This window comes from Streptomyces sp. NPDC001410 (assembly GCF_042895235.1).
In the GTDB taxonomy this organism is placed as follows: Bacteria; Actinomycetota; Actinomycetes; order Streptomycetales; family Streptomycetaceae; genus Streptomyces.
The window spans coordinates 198,710-218,379 of the sequence record NZ_JBIAWE010000016.1; the positions used below are offsets into that span (position 1 = coordinate 198,710).

The 19,670-nt window shown below is 70.3% G+C and carries 18 protein-coding genes and 2 pseudogenes; 11 read left to right on the forward strand and 9 right to left on the reverse strand.

Annotation, left to right across the window (positions count from 1 at the left end; translation table 11 throughout):
* On the reverse strand, positions 1–193 hold a 193-nt coding region (locus ACFY3C_RS32125), incomplete at its 3' end, for a hypothetical protein (protein WP_390773295.1).
* Between the two features lie 234 nt (positions 194–427).
* Positions 428–616: pseudogene (locus ACFY3C_RS32130) on the reverse strand (ubiquitin-like protein Pup); the annotation flags it as partial.
* Between the two features lie 277 nt (positions 617–893).
* Between ACFY3C_RS32130 and ACFY3C_RS32135 the strand changes: the two are divergent.
* Positions 894–1,549: pseudogene (locus ACFY3C_RS32135) on the forward strand (transposase).
* 142 nt (positions 1,550–1,691) lie between these two features.
* On the opposite strand, the gene ACFY3C_RS32140 reads toward ACFY3C_RS32135, so the two are convergent.
* The 4 genes from ACFY3C_RS32140 to ACFY3C_RS32155 form a co-directional block, all read right to left on the reverse strand.
* On the reverse strand, positions 1,692–2,396 hold the full coding sequence (locus tag ACFY3C_RS32140; RefSeq protein WP_390773262.1) for a phosphatase PAP2 family protein: 705 nt from the start codon (positions 2,394–2,396) through the stop codon (positions 1,692–1,694).
* A gap of 228 nt (positions 2,397–2,624) precedes the next feature.
* Complete coding sequence (locus ACFY3C_RS32145) at positions 2,625–3,626, reverse strand: NlpC/P60 family protein (RefSeq protein ID WP_386573823.1); 1,002 nt, start codon at positions 3,624–3,626, stop codon at positions 2,625–2,627.
* Between the two features lie 56 nt (positions 3,627–3,682).
* Complete coding sequence (locus tag ACFY3C_RS32150; protein WP_390773263.1) at positions 3,683–5,419, reverse strand: serine/threonine-protein kinase; 1,737 nt, start codon at positions 5,417–5,419, stop codon at positions 3,683–3,685.
* An 86-nt stretch (positions 5,420–5,505) separates the two neighbouring features.
* Positions 5,506–6,108, reverse strand: a complete 603-nt coding sequence (locus ACFY3C_RS32155) for a ScbR family autoregulator-binding transcription factor (RefSeq protein ID WP_386573825.1) — start codon at positions 6,106–6,108, stop codon at positions 5,506–5,508.
* A 134-nt stretch (positions 6,109–6,242) separates the two neighbouring features.
* Here ACFY3C_RS32155 and ACFY3C_RS32160 point away from each other — a divergent pair, with 134 nt between their 5' ends.
* The 3 genes from ACFY3C_RS32160 to ACFY3C_RS32170 are packed head-to-tail and all read left to right on the forward strand — an operon-like array spanning position 6,243 to position 8,213.
* On the forward strand, positions 6,243–7,190 hold the full coding sequence (locus ACFY3C_RS32160) for a ScbA/BarX family gamma-butyrolactone biosynthesis protein (RefSeq protein ID WP_390773264.1): 948 nt from the start codon (positions 6,243–6,245) through the stop codon (positions 7,188–7,190).
* A 2-nt stretch (positions 7,191–7,192) separates the two neighbouring features.
* Entirely contained in the window at positions 7,193–7,456 is a 264-nt protein-coding gene (locus ACFY3C_RS32165) for a LysR family transcriptional regulator (RefSeq protein ID WP_386573828.1), read from the forward strand.
* 58 nt (positions 7,457–7,514) lie between these two features.
* Positions 7,515–8,213: an HAD family hydrolase gene (locus ACFY3C_RS32170; protein ID WP_390773265.1), complete on the forward strand. Its 699-nt coding sequence runs from the start codon at positions 7,515–7,517 to the stop codon at positions 8,211–8,213.
* Between the two features lie 134 nt (positions 8,214–8,347).
* Here ACFY3C_RS32170 and ACFY3C_RS32175 read toward each other — a convergent pair whose 3' ends face one another.
* Positions 8,348–8,908 (reverse strand): TetR family transcriptional regulator, encoded by a 561-nt coding sequence (locus ACFY3C_RS32175; RefSeq protein ID WP_390773266.1) that lies wholly within the window; start codon positions 8,906–8,908, stop codon positions 8,348–8,350.
* 108 nt (positions 8,909–9,016) lie between these two features.
* Between ACFY3C_RS32175 and ACFY3C_RS32180 the strand changes: the two genes are divergently transcribed.
* The 6 genes from ACFY3C_RS32180 (at position 9,017) to ACFY3C_RS32205 (ending at position 17,194) form a co-directional block, all read left to right on the forward strand.
* Positions 9,017–10,150: an acyl-CoA dehydrogenase family protein gene (locus tag ACFY3C_RS32180; protein ID WP_390773267.1), complete on the forward strand. Its 1,134-nt coding sequence runs from the start codon at positions 9,017–9,019 to the stop codon at positions 10,148–10,150.
* 194 nt (positions 10,151–10,344) lie between these two features.
* A complete protein-coding gene (locus ACFY3C_RS32185; RefSeq protein ID WP_390773268.1) occupies positions 10,345–11,952 on the forward strand; it encodes an arginine decarboxylase in 1,608 nt (535 codons plus the stop codon).
* 6 nt (positions 11,953–11,958) lie between these two features.
* On the forward strand, positions 11,959–13,545 hold the full coding sequence (locus ACFY3C_RS32190) for a class I adenylate-forming enzyme family protein (protein WP_390773269.1): 1,587 nt from the start codon (positions 11,959–11,961) through the stop codon (positions 13,543–13,545).
* A gap of 62 nt (positions 13,546–13,607) precedes the next feature.
* Positions 13,608–14,627, forward strand: a complete 1,020-nt coding sequence (locus ACFY3C_RS32195) for a DMT family transporter (RefSeq protein ID WP_390773270.1) — start codon at positions 13,608–13,610, stop codon at positions 14,625–14,627.
* 212 nt (positions 14,628–14,839) lie between these two features.
* Positions 14,840–15,316, forward strand: a complete 477-nt coding sequence (locus ACFY3C_RS32200; RefSeq protein WP_390773271.1) for a hypothetical protein — start codon at positions 14,840–14,842, stop codon at positions 15,314–15,316.
* Positions 15,317–15,604: 288 nt separating this feature from the next.
* Positions 15,605–17,194 carry a S8 family serine peptidase gene (locus ACFY3C_RS32205; protein WP_390773272.1) on the forward strand — a complete coding sequence of 530 codons (1,590 nt, stop codon included), beginning with the start codon at positions 15,605–15,607 and terminating at the stop codon, positions 17,192–17,194.
* A 109-nt stretch (positions 17,195–17,303) separates the two neighbouring features.
* Here the strand turns inward: ACFY3C_RS32205 and ACFY3C_RS32210 are convergent, their stop codons facing one another.
* Positions 17,304–18,074: a trypsin-like peptidase domain-containing protein gene (locus ACFY3C_RS32210; protein ID WP_386573837.1), complete on the reverse strand. Its 771-nt coding sequence runs from the start codon at positions 18,072–18,074 to the stop codon at positions 17,304–17,306.
* Positions 18,075–18,215: 141 nt separating this feature from the next.
* The gene (locus tag ACFY3C_RS32215) at positions 18,216–18,668 is read right to left on the reverse strand and encodes an ATP-binding protein (RefSeq protein ID WP_390773273.1); all 453 of its coding nucleotides are present in this window, start codon (positions 18,666–18,668) and stop codon (positions 18,216–18,218) included.
* Positions 18,669–18,813: 145 nt separating this feature from the next.
* Between ACFY3C_RS32215 and ACFY3C_RS32220 the strand changes: the two genes are divergently transcribed.
* Entirely contained in the window at positions 18,814–19,659 is an 846-nt protein-coding gene (locus ACFY3C_RS32220; RefSeq protein WP_390773274.1) for a helix-turn-helix domain-containing protein, read from the forward strand.
* The last annotated feature ends 11 nt before the right edge of the window (positions 19,660–19,670 follow it).

Sequence of the window (19,670 nt, forward strand, 5' to 3'; positions counted from 1 at the left end):
CGCCGTCGTGGGAACCCTTGTCGGAGCTGCCGTCGTGGGAACCCTTGTCGGAGCTGCCGTCGTGGGAACCCTTGTCGGAGCTGCCGTCGTGGGAACCCTTGTCGGAGCTGCCGTCGTGGGAACCGCCAGAGGAACCGAGCCCGGCTGCGGCACCTGCGATTGCGGCTGCCGCGGCTGCTGCGCTCCCGCTCACAGCACCACCACCTGAAATACCGCCGCCCGCGCCGTTCTCGACCTCCCCTGTATCGGAACTGTCGGAGTCGCCATCTCCGCCGTCCGTGCTCCTGCCACCGTCAGAAGGCTCACCGCTGTCGGCCCTGGGAGAGCGGGGGTCGTCAGCGGCTTCAGGACCCAGCTCGACATAGCCGTCATCGCTCCCGGCCCTGTGAGGGCGGGGGTCGTCAGCGGCTTCAGGACCCCGCTGCACGTAGCCCCTGACGAACTCCTCCGCATCTTGTTCCAGGGTCTGATGTATCTCATCGAGAAGGCTCTGCACGTCATCCGACCGGTCGTGGGGCGCAAGATCAGCCCCATCACTGTCATCCAAACCTGGAGTGGGAGAGGAGTGATGCACCCTCTTGGCAACGCTCGTCGGCTGGGCCGCAGCCCTCGCCATCGACGCCACCGGCACCACGAAGGCCACCAACGCGACAGCCACACCCCGTCGTACCGCGCGCCACGTCCTCACCGCGTGCACCCGTCCGTCGCTCCCCTGCAGGGTGCCATCGAAGAATCCATCGTCTGCCCCTTCATACCTGCCAAGCCCCGTTCACCAGGTGCCTCGGCTGCCGCTACAGGACCAGGACGGCACGCTGGCCGCCCCCGCTCCGAGCCAACGGTGCCGCCAGTTCCGTCCCGGACGCCATGGTGGTGAGGATCATTGGGACGCTGGAATGAACACATCCCCTCTCACCTGGACCTTTCGCAGCGGCCTGGAACAGGGATCTGGGACGAGCCGTCTCAGTTTCCGCCCTCATCCGCCACGTCGCCCGCCACACGATCCTGGCAGCACCCGGGACGACTTCCACATCGACTTCGACCACAAACAGGTCACCTGCCCCCGAGGCCAGGTCAGCAAGGACTGGCACGGCCCCTACCCGACATCCTCACCCACCGCGGCACCCCTGATCGTGGCACGGTTCACCAAGAGCCAGTGCCAGCCGTGTCCGGACCGCCCCCGGTGCACCAGCTCCCATCAGAGCGCCCGGAAGGTGGGCTTCCCTCCACGAGAACTCCGCGACCTGCAAGCCCGCGTCCGCACCGAGCAGCAGACACCCGACTGGAGGCTCGCTACGCGGTTCGCTCCGGAGTGGAGGGCACCATCAACGAGTTCGCCCACGGACACGGCATGCGCCACTGCCGCTACCGAGGACTGCCCAGAACCCACCTGCAGCACGTACTCACGGCCATCGCCGTGAACATCGAACGCCTCAGCAGCCGGTCAGTGACCGAGGAAGTCCCTTCAGTGCGGCCGCCGACCACTTTCCAGACCTACCTGGACCAACAGGGGATCCCCCGGTCGAAGTCCTGGCGGACCCTCGGCACCTGATCTCAACCACTCCAAGATCCCCGACAGAGTCAAGCTAAGGGCCCGGGGGGAACCCCAGGCGGCACGGGTGGGCGCAGCGGCACCTCGAGCGCCAGTAAGCGTCCCCGCCCCGCCCCCACCCCCGCCCAGCAGCAGTACCGGCCTACGCGGCCAGGTCCTTCTCCTCGGATTCCACCGGCCTGCGCGCGCCGGGCACCAGCGCATCTCCCCGAGCCCCGCTCGCCGACCGACTCCTGACGATCCGCCCCGCCCGCGGTGACCGCTCGACCGCCTTCATCAGCGGGGTCAGCAGGGCCGTGGCCAGCGGGGAGAGGAGCAGCACGACCGCCGTGCCCAGGGCGAAGCCGCCGACGACGTCGGTCGGGTAGTGCACGCCCATGTACACCCGGCAGAACCCCTCCAGCAGGGCCAGGCCGATGCCCGCGAGGCCGAAGCGGCGGTTGGCGACGAAGAGGCCGACGCCGAGGGCCATGGTGATCGTCGCGTGGTCGCTGACGAAGGAGAAGTCGGTCTTGCCGGTGACCAGGACGTCCAGGTTCTGGTGGTCGACGAAGGGGCGGGGGCGTTCGACGAAGCCGCGGATCGGCACGTTCACCAGCACCGCGATGCCGGCCGCGAGCGGCGCCCACACCAGCGCGGCGACGGAGGACGCGGCGTCCTCCTCGGCCCGGCGGCGCACCGACCACCAGCACCACAGCACGAGCAGCACCATGGCCAGAAGCAGTCCGTACTCACCCACGAACTCCATGACCCGGTCGAACCAGTGCGGCGCGTCCTTGGCCAGGCCATTGATGTCGTAGAGCAGGTCGACGTCGGGGTTCGATCCGGATTCGGCGAGTACAGCCATCGTGCTGCGGCCCCTTCGTCGTCTTCCCGGACGCACCTCGTGTGCGTCGCTCCAGCCCCCCGTGGTTCGTAGATCCGCTTCCGCTGCACTGCCGCTGACGTCCGCTCGGCTACGTCATCAGGAACGCACAGCCCCCATTGATACGTTCCACTCTCCACCGAATGATCACTCAGACGTTATCGAAGAGAGACTCATCACCGCAGCTCAGGGGGTGGGTTCACAATCGGTTCACACCGCGGTCGGGAGCGCTTTTGCGCCATCTTCGGTGACCCGCGTGGCACCGAAGTAGTCGGGGGTGTCGACCGGGTCGAACCGGATCACGGCGCCCGACCGCGGCGCGTCGATCATGTACCCCCCGCCCACGTAGATCCCCACGTGCCGGATGGCCCGCGAGTCGGTGAGGTCGTCGGAGAAGAAGACGAGGTCACCGGGGAGCAGTTGGTCGCGCGAGGGGTGCGGGCCCGCGTTGTACTGATCGTTGGCGACCCGGGGCAGGGTGATGCCGACCTTCTCGTACGCGGCCTGGGTCAGACCCGAGCAGTCGAAGCGTCCCCCCTGGTCGGCGGTGCCGTTGCCGCCCCACAGGTAGGGCGTGCCGAGCTTGCTCTGGGCGAAGGCGATGGCGCCCGCGGCCTGCCGGGTGGGGTCGATCCGCCGGAGCGGCGCGGCGAAGCTCTTCTCCAGGCTGCGGATCCGCTGGACGTAGTTCTGCGTCTCGCTGATGCCCGGGACGCCGCCCGCCTTGATGACCCGGTAGGCACCGGCGTTGTAGGCGGCGAGCATGTTGTCGGAGACGTTGCCGGGAACGTCCTTGACGTACTTGGCGAGTTCGCAGTCGTACGACGCGGCCGACGGGATCGCGTCACTCGGGTCCCAGATGTCACGCTTGCCGTCGCCGTTGCCGTCGATGCCGTGCGTCGCCCAGGTGCTCGGGATGAACTGGGCGATGCCGCGCGCGTCGGCGGGACTGACGATCGTCGGGTTCCAGCCGCTCTCCTGGTACAGCTGGGCGGCGAGCAGGGCCGGGCTGAGCGCGGGGCAGAGGTTCCCCCACTGCTGCACGAGCTGCTTGTAGGCGGCCGGCACGGCTCCCTTGGCGAGCCCGCGGCTGCCCGTGGTGACGCTGTTGACGAGGTTCCCGGCGACGACATACACGCCGACGACGAGCAGCATGACAAAGGCCGTCCCGAGCCCGACGGCCGCCCCACCGATCACCCATACCTTCCGCACGGTTCAACTTTCCCCCATACCAGTGCGGTTCATGACGCTATCCGCGCGATGTGGCGTCATTTCACAGCGAAACCCAGGCACATGATGCTGCTGTAGTCGTGGGGCGTGCGGATGTGGTGCCACTGGACGGTCCAGTCACCGGGATCGTTGGTGAGCGGGATCGCGGGCCACGTCTTCTTCCCGTTCGGTGACCAGGAACGGAAGTCGTCCGGGTAGGTGAGGTACTTCCAGGCGGACTTGTCGCCGCCGTAGAGGTCGATGGGCTTGCTGGTGTACCCCAACGTCACGTTCTGCTGAAGCGCCCCGGTGACGGGCTTTCCGGTGGTCGGGTCGATGCTGTGCGGCGGCTTCACGCTGACGGTCACGTAGTACGGCGCGTCGGTTCCGGATTTCCCGGGTGTCACGGAGTAGCCGCTGCTCCGGATCCCGATCCGCACCTTGTGGTCGAAGACCGGGTGCTCCCCGCCCTTGCTCGGGTCGTCGGGGTCGGACTCAGAGCCCTGGAAGCCCTCGGGCGCCCGCTCCTCGGCCGGCAGCTGACACTGTCCCGTCGACGACTGCCAGAAGGTGCGGTCGATGTCGTCACCGGCGTAGGCGGGCGCGCCGTCCTTGCCGTCGTCCGCCTTGGACGCCGTGGCCTTCGGGCTGGACCCCGTGGCCTGCGCACTCGCGGAAGCCCGCCCTTGCGGAGTGTCCTTCTCATCGCCCTGCTGGGTGAGCACCACGGTGGCGGCCGTCCCGACGCCCACCACGAGCCCCACTGCCACGGCCACCATCCACCGCTTGCCCGAGCGCCGGCTCGGCTGGGCCAGCTGGGTGGGCGTGTAACCGGGCGCGCCGTACGGCGCCGGTCCCACCGTCGGCAGGTCGTGCGGCCCCACCGGCGGAGTCGTCGACGGCGCCACCGACTGCCGTACCGGCGTCGGCGGGGTCTGCGGTGCGGCCTCGCCCAGCGCGGCGAGCCCGGCGTAGACCGGGTCCTCCACCAGTGCGGTGCGCACCCCGCAGCGTGCGATCACCTCGGCGAGCCCCGGCCGGGCGGCGGCGTCCTTGGCCACGCACGCCTCGATCAGGGCCGCCAGCTCCGGTGCGACACCGGCCAGGTCGATGGGCTCGTGAACGGCGCGGTAGCTGACCCCGTTCGAGTCACCCGAGCCGAACGGTGCCCGGCCGGTCGCCGCGTAGGCGAGGGTGGCGCCGAGGGCGAACACATCGGCCGGCGGTCCGACCTCGTTGCGCATCAGCACCTCTGGGGCGGTGAAGCCGGGTGTGCCGGACGCGAGCCCGGCATCGGTGAGGGCTGTCTGGCCCACGCCGCGTGCGATGCCGAAGTCGATGAGCTGCGGGCCCTGGGCGGCGAGGATGACGTTCTGGGGCTTGAGGTCCCGGTGGGTGACGCCGTGTGCGTGGACGGCGGCGAGGCCCTCGGCGAGCGCCGCGAACAGCCCTCGGCAGGTCTCCGGCGGCAGCGGGCCGCGTTCCGCCACGGCCTTGGCGAGGGTGGGCCCGGCGACGTACTCGGTGGCCAGCCAGTAGGGGGTGTTGTCCAACGAGGCGTCAATGAGGTTGGCCGTATAGGCACTCCGGACCGTCCGCGCGGTCTCCACCTCGCGCCGGAACCGCGCCAGAGCCTCGGGGTGATCGATGATCTCGTCCCGGATCACCTTGATGGCGACGAGCCGACCGCCGGGCGACCGCCCGAGATAGACCTGTCCCATCCCACCCGCCCCGAGCCGGGCGAGCAGCGTGTGCGTGCCTATGTGCGGCGGGTCCTGAGGCTTGAGTGCGTCCACGGACCCACCTTGCCACGAAGATCACTCAGCCGAGCGGGGTGTTTCACAACCCCGTTCCGCTCCCCGGCCGCTGCCCTCGCCCCGCCTCAACCCCGCAGCCCCTCCAACACCACCGCCCGCAACTCCCCGTACCGCTCCGCCAGATCGGCCCGCCGGCTGAGCACGTCCGACACGTGCTGCATGCCGAAGAACGCGGAGACGATGACCCGGGCGGCCGAGCGCGGGGTGACGCCGGCGCGCAGTTCGCCCGCCTTCTCGACCTCCTCGACCAGGCCGGTGAGGAAGTCCTCCCAGCCGACGTACGGCTCGGGCAGGTCGGCGGCGATCAGCGACCGCTCGATCTGCAGCCGGGCACCGGCCTGCACCACGACGTCGTCGCGGAAGGCCTCGGTGACCCGGTCCAGGACCGCCACGAGCGCCTCGAACGGCGGCAGTTCGCGGGCCGAGACCGCCTCCAGGATCACCGGCCAGCGGGCGTAGTGCTCCTGCACCACGGCGACGGCGAGGTCTTCCTTGTTCTTGTAGTGGAAGTACACCGCTCCCTTGGTCATCGACGCCCGTTCGGCGACGTCCTGCAGCGTCACCGTGGCGTAGCCGCGCTCGGCGAAGAGTTCGGCCGCCATCTCCAGGATGTGGGCCCTGGTCCGACGTGCCCGTTCCTGCTTCGGCTCCGCCCTGCTGCTTGGCATGTACTCCACCTTCCCGAGGATCTCCATTGCAATATACATTCCCGAAGGTATATTTCTTGGGCGGGGGGCGCCAGGCAGCCGATCAGGCACCCCTCATCTGCGCGTAACGCAAACAGCCTTGGGGGGAAACAGGCATGTCTGTCAGCACGCTGCGGTCCGCGTCTCCGATGGAGCACGCCCGGGCCGGTCTCACGTTCGACCGCACGGTTCCACGCCAGTTGGTGCACCGTGCCTCCGTCACCGAGGTCTTCCTCACCGACGCGGCCGCAGTCGCCGGCGACCGCTTCCTGGTGGGCGCACAGTGGCCTCGCCACCACGCGCTCTACCACCCCGACGAGTCCGGCCGCTGCGACTTCATGCTGCTCGCGGAAACGGTTCGCCAGGCGGGGATCTACCTGCTCCACCGCTTCTACGACGTTCCGCTCGGCCAGCACTTCGTCTTCAAGTCCCTCGACCTGCACATCGACGACCACGCCGCCCTGCGGGTGGGGGGCACCCCGCTCGGCGCCGTCCTGGACGTCTGCGTCACCCCGGCCGGCAGCCCGGGCTCGGGCCGCTTCGACGCCCGGATCGACATCACCATCGAGGTCGACGGGCAGCCGTGCGCGCACAGTACGGTCGCCGTCGTCGTGGTCGACGCGCGTCGCTACGAGGTCCTCAGGAACCGCGGCCGCGACCTCACGAGCGGCATCACGGCCACGGCCACGGCCGCGGCGACGCCCTCCCGGGCACCGGTCATCGCCGGCCGTCAGGACGCCAACGTGCTGCTGCGCACCGCGGCCGACGACGACTCCTCGACCTGGCTGCTGCACGTCGACCTCCAGCACCCGGGCTACTTCGAGCACCCCTCGGACCATGTGCCCGGCATGATGCTGCTGGAGGCATTCCGCCAGGCGGGTCATCTGACCGCGGCCAGCAACTGCGTCCTCACCGCACTGGATGCCAGGTTCCGGTCCTTCGGCGAGCTGTTCCAGCCCATCGTCATCCGCTCGGCCACCGGCTCCGACGGACTGCTGCGGCTGACCGCCGTACAGGGCGAGCGCACCCTCGCCGAGGCCGACGCCCTCTTCGTCCGGGACTGACCATGGACCTCCAGCGTCTGCGCACCTTCCGGGAAGTCGCCCGCGAGCTGAGCTTCACCCGCGCGGCCCGCAACCTGCACTACTCGCAGCCGACCATCACGGCCCAGATCAAGGGCCTCGAAGAGGCCGTCGGCACACCTCTGTTCGTGCGCCGCGGCAACCGCGCCGTCGAACTCACCTCGGCGGGCACCCGGCTGTGCCCGTACGCCGACCGGATCCTGGACCTGGTCGAGGCCGCCCACACGGAGCTGCATTCCGGCCGGTGACACCGGTCCGCCGCACCGCGCTCCGTCCCCACACCATCCGCAAAGGGTTTCCTACGTCATGACGACCGACCCCGTCAGAGCCGCGTTCTTCGACGTCGACGAGACGCTCATCACCTGCAAGAGCATGCTGGGCTTCCTCGGCTTCCACTGGGGCCGCGAGGGCCGCTCCCCCGCCCGGCTGACCGCGGCACGGGCCGCACTCGGCCACCAACTCCGCTCGGGCGTACCCCGGGAACAGGTCAACCGCGCCTTCTACCGCCTGCTGCGCGGCAGCCGCGAATCGGACCTGGAGGAGAGCGGCCGCCTCTGGTTCGCCCGCGAGAACGCCCGCGGTCTCTTCCACCCGCCGGTCCGCGAGGCCTTACGGCAGCACCACCGGGCCGGCGACCTCACGATCCTGCTCTCCGGCTCGTTCGCCGCCTGCCTGGCCCCCATCGGCCAGGCGGTGGGAGCCGACCTCCTCGTCTGCACGACCCCCGAGGTCACCGACGGCATCCTGACCGGCGACCTCACCGACGGCCCGATGATCGGCCAGGCCAAGGCGGAATGGGCCCACCGCATCATGACGGCCTTCGCCCTCGACCCGTCCGACTGCCACGCCTACGCGGACGACGCCACCGACCTGCCGCTCCTGACCAGCGTGGGCCACCCGGTGATCGTGGGCAGCGACCCCACCCTGACCACAAGAGCGACCAGGGAGAACTGGCCCCGCCTACCGGGCCCGGCCCTCAACGGCCTTCTGGCAAAGGCAGCCTGAGAAACGGCCACTCCGCAGTTCCCTGTGTTCCGCCGCCCTAGGGGCGCGGGGCTGTGCCGATCAGCGGCTCCGCCGCGGGGCGCGACAAGCCACGACGCACCCGCACCCGTGAACGCACATCACGGCCCGAACTCCTAGGCACCCGCGTCCAAGGCCGCAAACACAACATCCCAGAGGTCACCCACCTCGTCACCGCCGACCTCCCAGCGGGTCACGTGCGCCCCCATCAACAAGGTCACGACCAACCGAGCCAAGACCTCCGGCCGATGGGACGCATCGATCCGCCCCTCCCGCTGAGCATCCCGGACCAACTCCAGCAGTCTCACCCGCAGCTCGCCGACAGGCACCGGCTCCTGCCGGGACACCCGGGCCGCATCCGCGGCAAGCCGCAGCCCCGCCGCGAACCGAACGTCCTCGTCCATCCTGCGCGCCAGCCCCACGGTCAGCTCGCGCAGCGATCGCAGTGAACTCCCGGCCGAGGCGAGCAACTTGGCCCACTCCGCCTCGAACGCCCGGGTCAGCTCCTCGGCCAGCTCCGCCTTGGAGGCGAAGTGGCCGTAGAGCGCGCCCTTGGTGAGGCGGGAGCGGGCGGCGACGTCGGACAGGTTGGTGCCCACGAAGCCGTGGAGAACGAACTCGGCCGCCGCCGAATCGAGGAGTACCTCGTGTGTGCGCCGTGCTCTGTCCTGCTTCACCTCGTCCGTCCCCGTCTGTCGACCTGGTGCAACTGCAACCACCAAAGAAAATACCTTCTCGATCGAATCTTTTTCTACCCGTCAGCGTTTCTTCACGAAAGGCACCCAATGACCACGGCCCTGCCCGCCCCGCCCCTCGCCCCGACCGCCGTCACCGCCCTGGCGGCCCGGCACGCCCGCGCCACGGAGGAGGCCGCGAACCTGCACCCGGACGTGGTCGACGCACTGCCGGCCACCGGCTTCGCCCGCCACTTCGTGCCGCGCCGCTGGGGCGGACGGGCGGGCGGCTTCACGGAGTTGGTGACCGCCGTGGCCGCCGTCGGCGAGGCGTGCGCCTCCACCGCGTGGTGCTGCGCGCTGCTGGCCGGGCACGCCCGGCTGGCGGCCCATCTGCCCGAGGAGGCACAGGCGGAGCTGTGGGCCGACTCGCCCGACACAGCGATAGCGGCGGCGGTGGTCCCGCCCGCCGGCCGGCTCACCCGCGTCCCCGGCGGCTGGCGCCTGACCGGGCGCTGGGCGTTCGCGAGCGGTGTCGAACACGCCGACTGGATCCTGCTCGCCACGCTGGACGAGCAGCCGGCCGGTCCGCCCGCCTACCGCATCCTGCTGCTCCCCCGCCGCGACGTACGCGTGCACCGCACCTGGGACAGCGTCGGCCTGCGCGGCACGGGCAGCCACTCGGTCGGCGTCGAGGACGTGTTCGTACCCGAACACCGCTCCTGCCTGCGGGACGCCCTGATGACGGGCGTGCGCGAGCCGGAAGCGGCGCCCTGCCACCGGGTGCCGTACCCCCTGGTCGCAGCGCTGCTGTTCTGCGCGCCCGCCCTCGGCACCGCCCGGGGTGCGCTGGACGCCTGGACCGCGCTGACCCAGGAGCGCGGCGCCGCGGCCGACGCCGGCATCCAGCGGACCCTCGCGCGCTGCTCCGGCGACATCGACGCGGCCGCCTTACTCCTGGAGTCGGCGGCGCAGCGCGCGGACCGGGCGGCGCTCACGCCTCCGGCGGCGTTCGAGCCGGAGACCGCGGCCCGCAACCAGCGTGACGCCTCCCGCGCCACCGACCTGCTGACCGACGCGGTGGAGCACCTGTTCCGCACGGCGGGCGCCCGCGCCCTGATCCGGTCGAGCCCCCTGCAACGCGCCTGGCGCGACATCCACGCGGTGGCGGCCCACGCGACCCTGCAGCCGGGCCCGGCGGCAACGGCGTACGCGACGACGGTGTTTCCGCAGGACAACGCGTAGTAACGCGTAGTCGGGACACACCTGCAGGGCCCGGGGCGGCGGTCACCCCGGGCCCTGCGACGTACTCCCGCTCGACCCCGGGCCCTGCGACGCACCCCCATCGGCCCCGGGCCCTGCAGCACACCCCCACCCCCGCTCCATCAGCGTTCCCGATAATATTTGATACCTTCGCGAAGGTTTTGTTTTATGGAGGCATGACCGAACCCACCAGCTCCACTCCCGCCTCCGGGGAGGGCCCGCAGGCGGCGCTCCCCCGGCGTCACGGGGCGAGCAGGACGCCGCTGGCCGATGCCGTGCTCGCGGTGGCCCGCCGGGACATCGCCTCCTTCCACGCCCTTCCGCTCTCGCACGGCCGGTCGATCCGCGACTCCCGCATCCGGGAGTCCTACGAGGCCCTCTTCGGCGCGGCCCAGCTCGCCGCCGACGTGTCGTACAGCGGCACGATGCTCGACTCGTTCTTCCGCCCCCGCGGCCCGCTCCGCGAGGCCCAGCGGCTGGCCGCGGACAGCTTCGGCGCCGACGCGACGTTCTTCCTGTCCACCGGCACCAGCACCGCCAACCGGGCCGCCCTGACCGCGCTGGCCCGCCCCGGCAGCCGGGTGCTGGCCGACCGCAGCTGCCACCAGTCGGTGCACTTCGCGCTCGGCGCGCTCGGCGTGGACGTCACCTACGCGCCCATGCAGAAGTGCTGCCCCGGCTGCCCCCGCACCTTCGGCGACCTGCCCCGGCTGCTGGAGACGTTCAGGACGGCGGTGGCTCAGGGCCGGCCGTACGACACGGTCGTGCTGTCGGCGGTGTCGTACGACGGGGTCCGCTACGACCTGCCCACGGTGCTGGCCGAACTGGCCGCGGCCCACCCCACGGTGTCGGTTCTGGTCGACGAGGCCTGGGGCGCGGTGCACCGCTTCCACCCCCAACTGCGGCCGCTGACCGCGCTGCACGCGGTGGAGACCCTGCGCCGCAGCGAGCGCCCGCTGCCCCTGAGGGTGGCCGTGACACACTCGGCGCACAAGTCGATGTCGGCGCTGCGGCAGGGCTCGTACCTGCATCTGATCGGCGACGGCGAGGCCCAGGAGCGCACCGCACAGGCGCTCTTCCAACACCACACCACCTCGCCCAGCTGGCCGGTGCTGGCGAGCCTGGACCTGGCCCGGCTGCAGGCCGAGACCGAGGGCGAGCAGCTGCTGGAGCGGTCCCTGAACCTGGCCCGCACCCTGCGCACCGAACTCGGCACCGACCCGCGCCTGTCGGCGTACCGCGCGCTCGGCCCGGAGGGCCATCTGACCGACCCGGCGCTGCTGGTGAGCGACGACCCTACCCGCGTGCTCGTGGACATCAGCGCGCTCGGCATCACCGCGGCCGACTTCCGCCGGATCCTGTTCGACGAGTACGCCCTGTACGTGGCCCGGGAGAGCGGCGACGCCGTGCTCTTCCACGTCCACATCGGTGTCGACGAGGCCACGCTGCTACGGCTGCTGGACGCGCTGCGCACCATCCAGCGCACCTACCGCACCGCGTCGGCGGCCCTGACGCAGGGCACCTCGGACCACTTCATCATCGCCTACCCGCCGGGCATCCCGATCACCGTGCCGGGTGAGCGGCTGTGCGACCGGACCCTCGGCGAGATCGACGCGCTGCGCTCCAGCGGCTGCGAGATCTACACGCTGCAGCAGCCCGGCGCCTCCACCGCCGCGTACGGCGTCCCCTCGGGCCCCGCCGTCCCCGCCGTCCCCGCTGTTCCTGCTGTTCCTGCTGTTCCTGCTGTTCCTGCTGTCTCTGCCGTTTCCGCCGGAAGGAAGTGACCGTAAATGATCAAGCTCTCGGACATCCGCAAGCACGCCGGGCGCCGCCCCGGACACGTCGCCTTGGTCGACGGCGAAGTCCGGCTGACCTGGGCCAATCTCGCCGACAAGGTGGCCCGCGTGGCGACCGCGATAGAGGAGCGGCTGCCGGACATACGGCCCGCCCGCGCGGTGTTCGTCGCCGAGAACCGCTGGGAGCTGGTCGTCGCCATGGCGGCGGTCTCCTCGCTCGGCATCCCGTGCGTCGGACTCGACTACACCGCCGGGCCCGAGGCCACCGCCGGCGCGCTGGAGCAGCTGCAGCCGACCGTGGTCATCAGCACCTCCGCCCAGCGCGCGGCGCTCACCGAGGTCGGCTGGCCCGAGGGCCGGGACGTCCTCGACATCCGGCTGGACAGCGACCCGCCGAAGAACGCGCCGGGCATCGCCTTCACCGATCTGCTGCTGTCGGAGCCGGGCGAACCGCGGCCGGTGGAGCAGCCGTTCGAGGCGTTCTCCTTCACCTCCGGCACCAGCGGCATCCCCAAGCTGGTGATCCGCCGGGCCTCCTTCGAGGCGCGCCGCTTCGCCGACCTGGTGGACCAGTACTCCTTCGACGAGGACGACGTCCACCTGGTGACGGTCCCGATGTACCACGCGTCGGGTCCCGGCTGGGCACGCATCTTCCTGTCCCTGGGCGGCACCATCGTCCTCGGCCCGTACGACGACACCGCGGCCCTGATCCGCCTGATCCAGGACGAGGGCGTCTCCACGACCCTCATGGTCCCGCCGGTCCTCAAGCGGGTCGTCGCCCACCCGGCCTCCGAGCACCTGCACAAGACCTCCCGGCTGCACTTCGTGCTCTCCGGCGGACGGCACCTGAACCGCTGGGTCGTCAACAACACCTGGGACCGCCTCGGCCCGGTCCTGCACCTCTATTACGGCACCACCGAGACCGGCGTGAACGTCATGATCGGCCCCGAGGAACTGCATGTGGCGCCCTGCCGCTCCGGCCGGCCGATGCCGGGCAACACCATCGCCGTCCTGGACCCGGAGAACCGCCCGGTGCCCAAGGGCATGCGCGGCCGGGTCGCGATCGCCAGCTACCAGCTGATGGACGCCTATGCCACCGCCGAGCCGGAGTTCCTCGACCTCGACCACGGCGGCCGCACCCAGCGCTTCCTGCTCACCGGCGACAGCGGCTTCATCGACGAGGCCGGCCGGCTCGAACTCACCGGCCGCAACGACGGCGTCTCCAAGGCGGTCGAGGGCAAGCCGCTCGACGTCAACATCTTCGGCCTCGAGAACGACCTGATGGACCTGCCCTGCGTCCGCGAGACCGCCGTACTGCGCACGAAGCTGCAGGACACGGGCGAGCAAGTGCTGATCGTGCCGTTCGCCCCGGTCGCCCCGGAGCGGCTGGAGAGCGGCCGGCGCGCGGTCGCCGCCGCCTGCGCCCGCCGGGTGCCGTGCCTGCCCGCATACGTGATCCCGGTGGAGGCGATCCCGTACAGCCCGACGGGCAAGGTGCGGGCGGCCCGCCTGCTGGAGACGGTGCTGCCGCTGGTCCACGCCGAGGCAGCGGCCCGCCACACGGACCTCGTCCCCGCCTGACCCGACCCGAACACCACTGCCCACCACTGCCCTTGCCGTCCCCCCACTCGACAGGAAGAGTCATGAACGATCAGAAGAACTACGGCCGAGGCGTGCTGCTGTGCCTCCTGGCCACCGTGTCCTGGGGAGCGATGTTCCCCCTCATGGACGTGACCCTGAAGCACATCGACCCGTTCACCTTCACCTGCCTGCGGTACGCGATCGCCGGCGCGATGTTCCTGGTGTTCCTCAAGCTGCGCGAGGGTGCGGCCGGGTTCAAGCTGAAGGGTGAACGGATCGGCCTGGCCTGGCTGTTCGGCACGGCCGGCTTCGCCGGCTTCCAGTTCCTGGTGTTCTTCGGTCAGGACCTCATCGGTGCGCGGGGCGCCCTGAACGCCTCGATCATGATGGCGACCATGCCCATGATGGGCTTCCTGGTGAACTGGGTGCTGCGCAAGGTCGTTCCGCCGAAGGGCGCGCTGGCCTTCATCGCGATGTCCTTCGTCGGCGTCATCCTGGTGGTCTCCGACGGCAGCCTCAGCACCCTCCTTTCCCACCCGTCCGACCTCGGCCCCGACGCGCTGCTGCTGTTCGCCGCGCTGTGCTGGGTGATCTACACCTCCGGTGCGACCTACTTCCCGACCTGGTCGCCGATCAAGTACACCGCGATCACCACGGTCCTCGGCCTGGCCAGCGCCTCCGTCATCACGGCGGTCATCCTGGCCACGGGCGGCGTCCCGGTCCCGACCGCCCACGCGGTCACCTCGATCCTGCCCGAGCTGGCCTACATGAGCGTCATCGCCGGCTTCGTGGGCGTGCTCGGCTGGAACTTCGGCAACAAGTACCTCGGCCCGCTCAACGGCGTCCTCTTCATGGACGTCGTCCCGATCACGGCGTTCATCATCTCGGCGCTGACCGGTGTGATCCCGGCGGGCATGCAGGTGGCCGGCGCCGCCCTGACCGCGCTGGCGCTGGTCCTCAACAACCTGTACCTGCGCAAGGTCGCCAAGCGGACGGCGGCGGAGGCGGCGGCTGCTGCGAAGAAGCCGGCGGTGACGCCCGCAGCTTCCGAGAAGCCCGCACCGGTGCCGGCGGCGCGCTGACCCGGCTCGTGGTGAACGGACGCGGCTGCCGTGGGGGTACGACTCCCACGGCAGCCGCGCTGCTGTGTCCGCATGCGCTCCCCGTTCCGGAAGCAGTCGTCCGAATTGCAGTCCGCGTGACGTCACCTTAGCGTCAGGGCGTCGGATTATTCCGATAAGCCGCATAGGACATCTATGTCGGAATCTCCCAAGGCGCATCGAACGGAGTATTCATGTCGGTGATGACCGCTGCCCAGCCCCAGCAGCAGTTCGGCCAGCAGATCGGCACTGCCCAGCAGCCCATCGCGCAGATCGTCCAGCAGACCATCCAGCAGGCCTGCCAGCAGGCGAGCGTGCAGATCGCGCAGCGCATGCAGCAGACCCTGCAGCAGATCCAGCAGGTCCAGCAGCAGCTCCAGCAGCAGGGCATGGCCCACCAGGCGCACCCGTACCTGGCCCTCGCACTGCACCACACGCTGCAGCAGGGCGTCCGCAGCGCGGTGGAGCAGTCAGTGCAGCAGGCGCTGCCGACCGCGATCGTGACGCTGCTCCAGCAGAGCCAGCAGGGTCTGCAGAGCCAGCAGGGTCAGCAGGGTCTGCAGCCGTCGGGCGGCGGCTTCGGCCAGCAGCCTTACGGCCAGCAGTTCCCCCAGTACCAGCAGCCCGGCTTCGGCTACGGCCAGATGGGTCAGCCCTTCGGCATCGGCTGACATCAGGCGGCGCGCGCGATGCGGTGTGCCCAGGAGCGATTCCCGGGCACACCGCATCACTGCGGATGCGCGAGCCGGCCGACACCGGATCAGGAGCACAAGGACGACGTAGGCGTGGCGAAGGTGGACGTGATGGTGAAGGAAAGGCCGGCAAACAACCGCGAGAGCGGGTCCCAGGGTGCAGGAGTCGGGGGGCCGGGCCCTGAGGGCCCCAAGGGCAAGGAAACCGAACCGCGCGGGAAGGGTGCCCCCGCACCCATCGCGGTGCAGCCGCGCCGGGCGCGGTACATGGTGACGCCGCTGCCGCAGAGCATGCTCCCGCCCGGGGTGGACGAACTCGGAATGGACGCCGTGTGCGACCGGCTCGACCGGCTGCCCGAGGTCACGGTGGTCCGCAGGCTCCGGCCGTCGGAGAAGCTGCAGGGCGCCGGTCTGTACCCCTCCTGTCCGGAGATCGCGGTCGTCGAGGCGGCGGAGGCCCAGGTTCCGGCGATGCGGTCGCTGCACGTGCACATCGAGCCGGATCTGCCGCTGTCCGCGGCCGTACCCGCCGCCGCGCCGACCGCGGGGATGCCGCCGCTGCTCGATCCGGGACTGGTCGCGCCGCTGGAGCAGCCCCTGGAGATCTCATTGCGCGTCTGCGGCCCGGACGACGAACCGCTGGCCGGTGCGGGAGTGTTCCTGATCGGCGCGACCTGGCCGAGCCAGGGCATCACCGGGGCCGACGGAACGGTCACCCTCACCCTGGCGACGGAGACCGCGGAGTCCGTCCAGGCCCTGTACGTCCGGCCCGCGGGCGGCTACACAGACCGCTGGATCCACCGCCCCGACCTGTCGGCGAGCCAGGAGAATCTCGTCACCCTCACCCCGCTGGCCAAGATGTATCCGGAGCTGGAGAAGCGTCAGCAATACGGCTGGGGCCAGCAGGCGATGGGGCTGGACCGGTTGCCGCCCACATTCCGCGCCTTCGGTGTCAGGATCGGCCTCATCGGCTCCGGCGTCAGCGCCGAGCACCCCGATCTGGCGCAACGGGTGCACTCGGGCGCCGATCTCGTGCGCGGCACGGACAAGGGCTGGACCCACGACACGATGGGCACCGGAACCCACGCGGCGGGCGTCATCGCCGGAGCGGACACCGGCCGGGGCATCATCGGCATCGCCGTCGACGCCGAGATCGAGGTCTGCCAGGTCATGCCGGACGGGCACTTCAGCGACCTGATCGCCGCCCTGGACCACTGCATCGAGCGCGAGGTCGACATCGCTCACATCGCGGTCGCGACCCCGTACCCCTCGGCGCTGGTCTCCCGCAAACTCGCCGATGCCAGCGCGGCGGGCGTCGCCTGCGTCGCCCCGGCGGGCGACACCGGCGGACCGGTCGCCTTCCCGGGTTCGCTGCCCACCGTGTTCACGGTCGGCGCACTCGGGGCCTACGGTTCGTACGCACAGGAGACCTCCCAGGCCACCCACTCCGGACCACAGTTGACTCCGGAGGGACTGTTCGCCGCGCCCTTCAGCTGCTACGGCTCCGGAGTCGACGCGGCCGCCCCCGGAGTGGCGGTCCTGTCCTGCGCCGCACAGGGCGGATACACGGCCCTCGACGGCACCGGCACGGCATCGGCCCATGTCGTCGGCCTCGCCGCACTCGTCCTGGCCCACCACGAGGACTTCCACGGCCAGTTGCTGCCCCGCGGCCCCGGCCGGGTACAGCACCTGTTCGACATCATCGGCACCAGCTGCCGCCAACTGACCGCTCCGGGAACCATGGAAGCGGCCCGCGTCGGCCGCGGCCTGCCCGACGCCCTGGTCGCCCTCGGCCTGGCACCCGGAGTACAGCTCGCTCCGGCCTTGTCGCCCTACGCCCCGTCCATGGCCGGTTAGCCGACGCTCGGCCTGCGGGAAAGGGCGGTTGGGCGGACGTCGCTGCGGTGCGTTGAGGCTGGGTGGCTTTCACCCTGCCCTCAGCCCACCGCAGCAGAGCCGACGCCGCTCACCGCCCGCTCGCTGCATCCCTGTACAACTCGGCCGCCTCCGCGCCCAGCACCACGCTGTAGGAGATGTCGGCGGTGGCACCACCGTGCTCATGCCCGCCCAGCACCCCGACGACCTGCTTGGCCCCGTTCACCCAGGGACTGCCACTGGTCCCTCCGGTGAACTCGGGACAGTTGATCCGCTGCTGGGTACGGCTGTGCAGAGCCGGCTTGTTGGTGCAGGTGATGGGCACCTCGCGCTCGTCCGGATACCCGCTGACGGTGACGGCGGTGGCCCCGGTGGCGGTCCCGGTGACGAACCGGTTCCCACCCACCACGTCCTCGACCCGCTTCCCACCCAGCTCATCAACATAGGCAAAGGCGATGTCACTGTCCTCGCTCTGCCCCTTGGCCCACCCGTCGGGCAGGAACCGCTTCCCCACCTTCCACACCCCGTAGGGCGCGTGCCCGTCGCGGTACCCCGGCGCGAACACCAGATCCCCGGCGTCCCCATCCACACAATGCGCGGCCGTGACAATGAGATCCCGCTGCCGACTGTGCACGACCGAGGCGGTACAGAAGTGCCCGCCGACCAGCTTGCCGACCCGGTCCGAGCCGAACAGCGCGCCGACCCGCGCGCTCTGCCGCGACGCGACCGTGGCGGCGGTGACCCCGAAGGGCCCCGGCCCGTCGGAGGCGGAGGCCACGGACGCCGATGTCAGGCCGAGCGTCACCACACCGCACAGCAAGGTGGGACGCGAAGTGAGCCAGATGCGTGAGATGCGCTTCATCAGGCGTCACTCTCTCCCATAAAGGTGAGAAACCCGTCCCGACTTCACTGAGATTTTCCTGTGAACCGTCCCTATGGCTGCGCGACGCCGACCGCTGGGCTCAACCGTACTGTGGGGCATCCACTCCCGCCTGCTCACTCGTCACGCCGGGTCATCTCCCCTGCACTCCGCCCACAACAGCTTCCCTCCCTTCGACGCGCCCAGCTGCCGCAGCACGGAGACTCCCCACGAGTCGGCACACGCTCGCACGAGGTGCAGCCCACGTCCGGTTTCGGCGTCGTCCGGGGCTACGGCGACGTCGGCGACCTCGCCCTTGTCCTCGGTGAAGCCTGGCGGTACCCGGGGGTCGGTGTCCCACACGGCGATACGCAGCCGACCCGGTTCGCTGCCGAGGAGGCGGAGGGCGTAGGGGCCGGTGGTGTGGAGGTGCGCGTTGGTGAGGAGTTCGGCGGCGAGGAGTTCTGCGGTGGGGGTGAGGGCGGAGAGGTCGTGTGCGGCGAGGACGGTACGGAGGGTTGCTCGGGCGATCCCCGGTGCGCGTGGATCGTGCGGGAGTTGGAGGGTGCAGGTCCAGGGCGGGGATACGGTGGACATGGAAGTCTCCGTTCAGTGAGGGGGGTTGAAGGTCTGAGCGGGACCCCAGTTGTAAGGTAGCGGCGCCCAGTGAAGGTCTTCACTGAAACGTAGGGATCTCCTTCACTACCACCCATGTGAGTGACTGCAAGGAGGCGGCAAGCCCGTGAGGAACCCAACGGGTCGCCAACTGCGCTTCGGCACGGAGCTGCGGAAACTGCGCGAGCGTGCAGGCTTGAGTTCCACCGAGGCCGGTCAACTCCTCGGCATCAAGCAGGCGCAGGTCAGCAACATGGAGGCCGGCCGCGTAGGCGTGAGCCCCGAACGGGTACGCACGATCGCCTGCCGCTACGACTGCTCCGACAAGCCCCTCATCGAGGCGCTCAGCTACATGACCTCGGAGCGCACCCGCGGCTGGTGGGAGCAGTACCGCGAACTCCTGTCCAGCTCACTCGTCGACCTGGCCGAACTGGAGCACCACGCCCTGTCGTTGCGTGACTCGACCACTGCTCGCATCCCAGGTCTGCTCCAGACGCGCGAGTACGCTCTCGAGATCTTCCGTCAGGCCGTGACCGAACTCTCGCCACCCGACATCGAGCACCGCCTGTCATTCCGCATCAAGCGCCAGGCGATCCTCTTCCGCGAGGAGGCTCCGACCCCGTACGAGGCGATCATCCACGAGGCCGCCCTGCGCATGAAGGTCGGCGGCTCCGCAGTTGCCCGAGCGCAGTTGCAGCACCTGCTCGACATGAGCGACCGAGACCACATCACCCTGCGCGTCATCACCTTCGACGCCGGCGCCTACCCGGGATCCGGGCAATCGATCCATTACGCGCACGGCCCGGTGCCGCAGCTGGACACCGTCTACCTAGACCAGGCCCACGGCCTCGCGTTCCTCGACGCCGAGGCCCAGTTGCACAAGTACCGCACACTGTTCGACCGGGTCGCGGCTGTCGCACTCGCGCCGAAGAAGACCCGAGACCTCATCCACAACGTGATGCGAGAGCTGTGAAGGGAACGCCC

Coding starts and splice junctions, on each gene's coding strand:
- ACFY3C_RS32140 (WP_390773262.1), bottom strand. CDS start 2,396: ATGGCTGTACTCGCCGAATCCGGATCGAACCCCGACGTCGACCTGCTC.
- ACFY3C_RS32155 (WP_386573825.1), bottom strand. CDS start 6,108: ATGCCAAGCAGCAGGGCGGAGCCGAAGCAGGAACGGGCACGTCGGACC.
- ACFY3C_RS32160 (WP_390773264.1), top strand. CDS start 6,243: ATGTCTGTCAGCACGCTGCGGTCCGCGTCTCCGATGGAGCACGCCCGG.
- ACFY3C_RS32165 (WP_386573828.1), top strand. CDS start 7,193: ATGGACCTCCAGCGTCTGCGCACCTTCCGGGAAGTCGCCCGCGAGCTG.
- ACFY3C_RS32170 (WP_390773265.1), top strand. CDS start 7,515: ATGACGACCGACCCCGTCAGAGCCGCGTTCTTCGACGTCGACGAGACG.
- ACFY3C_RS32180 (WP_390773267.1), top strand. CDS start 9,017: ATGACCACGGCCCTGCCCGCCCCGCCCCTCGCCCCGACCGCCGTCACC.
- ACFY3C_RS32185 (WP_390773268.1), top strand. CDS start 10,345: ATGACCGAACCCACCAGCTCCACTCCCGCCTCCGGGGAGGGCCCGCAG.
- ACFY3C_RS32190 (WP_390773269.1), top strand. CDS start 11,959: ATGATCAAGCTCTCGGACATCCGCAAGCACGCCGGGCGCCGCCCCGGA.
- ACFY3C_RS32195 (WP_390773270.1), top strand. CDS start 13,608: ATGAACGATCAGAAGAACTACGGCCGAGGCGTGCTGCTGTGCCTCCTG.
- ACFY3C_RS32200 (WP_390773271.1), top strand. CDS start 14,840: ATGTCGGTGATGACCGCTGCCCAGCCCCAGCAGCAGTTCGGCCAGCAG.
- ACFY3C_RS32205 (WP_390773272.1), top strand. CDS start 15,605: ATGGTGACGCCGCTGCCGCAGAGCATGCTCCCGCCCGGGGTGGACGAA.
- ACFY3C_RS32210 (WP_386573837.1), bottom strand. CDS start 18,074: ATGAAGCGCATCTCACGCATCTGGCTCACTTCGCGTCCCACCTTGCTG.
- ACFY3C_RS32215 (WP_390773273.1), bottom strand. CDS start 18,668: ATGTCCACCGTATCCCCGCCCTGGACCTGCACCCTCCAACTCCCGCAC.